Origin of the sequence: Methanobrevibacter sp. (assembly GCF_045577275.1) — an archaeon.
Taxonomy (GTDB): Archaea; Methanobacteriota; Methanobacteria; order Methanobacteriales; family Methanobacteriaceae; genus Methanobrevibacter.
Window position 1 is genome coordinate 1 of sequence record NZ_JAZNIB010000226.1, and the last position, 2,855, is coordinate 2,855.

Sequence of the window (2,855 nt, forward strand, 5' to 3'; positions counted from 1 at the left end):
AAAAAATAAAGAAAATAAAAATTAAAAAAATAGTGAAAATAATAAAAATTCTAAAAAATAAAGAAAATAAAAAAATAAAAGAAAAATAATTAAAAAAGCGAAAAATTATTTAATTTTAAATTAAACAGCTATTTTGAATTATTCTCTTTAGCTTCTGCTTTTTCTTTTCCCAAATTGTCCAAATCCTTTACTTGACAAGTGAATCTGCATTGTGGGAAACCATTGCATCCTACAAAGTCTCCATATCTACCTGAACGTTTCAATAAGTCTCTTCCACATTCTGGGCAAGTTCCGACAACTTCAGGAGCACGTCTTTTGCTGACTTCCTTACCACAATTTGGATCAAGACAAACATGTTCACGTCCCTTTTGACCTTTTTTCTTGATGGAAATCATAGGCAATCCACAGGTAGGACATGTGGATTTCAAGATATTCGCACCTTTAGGCAAGGAATAAGTGTTTCTGCACTGTGGGAATTTGGAACATCCAATAAAGGTCTGCTTGTTTCTTTTGGAATATTTCTTAAGCAATTTTCCACCGCAGCTGCAGTCACCAATGATATTGGATTCCTGATAGGATTCAAAAAGCTTGGTACCGATTTCCCTTTGGTTGTTGTCAATATCCTTGAGAATTGATCTGACTTCCCTTTCACCATTTGCAAGAATTTCCTCTTTGGTAATCTTATCGGTTTCCAATCTTTCCAATTCCTTTTCAAACTCACGAGTCAACTCTTCGCTGGTCAGGTTTTTACAATACTGCTTTAAGGTATCGATTATATGAACACCTAATGGCTTGACTTCAATCTTTTTGCCGTCAATGTACTTTCTGTCATATAATTTGGCAATGATGTCTGCACGGGTAGCCTTTGTTCCAAGGTCTCTTTTTTCCAATTCCTTGATGAGGGAAGCCTCATTGTATCTTGCAGGAGGTTTGGTTTCCTTTTCCTCTGAAATGATCTTATGAATCTTTAGGAAATCTCCTTTCTTAAGTGGAGGGAACTCATCAGCCTCTTGCTTTTTGAATGGATAATGTTTGAGCCATCCTTCATGGGAAACTCTTTTTCTTGTAAATGTGAATTTTTCATTGTTTACATTCAAGTTCACTTTCATGGTTTCCAATTTGGAATCTTCAGAGAAAACGCTTATGAATCTATAAACAATCAAACGATAAATCTTTGCCTCATCAGGAGATAAGTTAGATGGCAATACACCAGTTGGGTGAATAGCAGGGTGCGCTGCATCATCCTTTTTACCTTCATTTGGCTTCAATTTAGCAGGCAAGTCAAAAATATGCTTTTTAAACTCTTCATCCTTAGCAAGTCCTGCAAAGATTTCCTTAAATCCTAATGATTCAGGAAGCTTTTGGGATGAGGTACGTGGGTAGGAAGTGTATCCTCCAACATATAGATTCTGAGCCGCAACTTGAGTCCTTTTAGGTGAAAATCCAAATACTGAATGTGCCTCAGATTGCAAGCCTCCTAAGTTAAATGGTATAGGTGGCTTTCTGACGGTTTCACTGATCTTTACACCGGTTACAGTTGCATCAGCACCTTGACATTCCTTAAAAATTCTTTTAGCTCTTTCTTCATCAAAGATCTTATCTTCAACATGGTTTGCTATAATGTCAAAATCAGATTTTGCCTTGATTTGCCAATAAGGTTCCGGTACGAATGCCTGAATTTCCTTTTCCCTATCCACCAAAATGGATAATGTAGGAGTTTGCACACGTCCTGCAGACAAGCTGATACGCCTGTAGCTGGTGGATTTCACTGCATCCATCAATGCAGAGGAAATGTTCATACCGAAGTAATAATCCAACATGTGCCTTGCAATACCGCTGTCAACTTGGTGAGGATCAATATCAATCATATGGTCATAAGCATCCACAATATCCTTTTTGGTTAATGTGGAAAACTTCATACGGGATGCCTTTGCTTCAGCATTATTACCGCAAGCATATTTTAAAGCATTATATCCAATCAAAGTCCCTTCTACATCGTAATCGCAAGCATGAACAAATTTATCCGCCCCTTTAGAGAGCTGTTTAATTGCATAAACATAATCCCTAACATAGCCGCTGTTCCTTTCCACTTCATATGCTGGAACCCATGTTAAATCAAAACCTAACCTGTCTCTTGAACTGGCAGATGTCAAAGAGTAAAGGTGACCAACTGCAGATAGAACAGTTGTCCTTTTACCGTTCTCTTCAAATTCCCAGTAATTGATTTTACCATGTTTTTTCTTTTTGGCCTTTGAAGAGAGCGCCTTTGCTATCTTCTCAGCAGATTTCGGTTTTTCTGAAATAATCACTTCATGCATATTATCACATAATAAATAAAAATTATAAATAAATTGATAAAGTTATCTGAATTTTAATGCCTTAATTTCAATAATCCAGATAAAATATTAAAAAAGATAAATTTTAAATCATTCATAAAAATAAAATTTGCAAAAAGAAATTGAAATTTTAAAAATTATTTAAAATTATAAATACTTTATACATAACCATAATATATAATATTTTCGATTATCAATGGCTATGAATTCAAGGCCAAACTAATATTAAAATTAGAAAATAAAATTGAAAATTATTAAAAAATTGAAAAAGAATTGAAAATTTTAATAAAATTCTAAAATACTGAAAAAATAGTGAATAAATTAAATTTTAAATAAAATTAAATAAAAATAAATGAAATTTAATGAACAAATTTTTTTAAAGATTATTTTTTGTCCATTAGGTCTTCCTTATAAAAACCATAAAAATTACTGCAATATCCGCACATTGGATATTTTCCATAGTGATAATGAGCGCCTTCATCGCTGTTCATATCAAATTCCTTACCGCAAGTATAACAG

1 protein-coding gene is annotated in these 2,855 nt (G+C 33.6%); it reads right to left on the reverse strand.

Translation table 11 applies throughout. The annotated features are described in order from the left end of the window. Positions 1-128: 128 nt before the first annotated feature. A complete protein-coding gene (topA, locus tag ACKI67_RS06435; protein ID WP_407462622.1) occupies positions 129-2,318 on the reverse strand; it encodes a DNA topoisomerase I in 2,190 nt (729 codons plus the stop codon). Between the last annotated feature and the right edge of the window lie 537 nt (positions 2,319-2,855).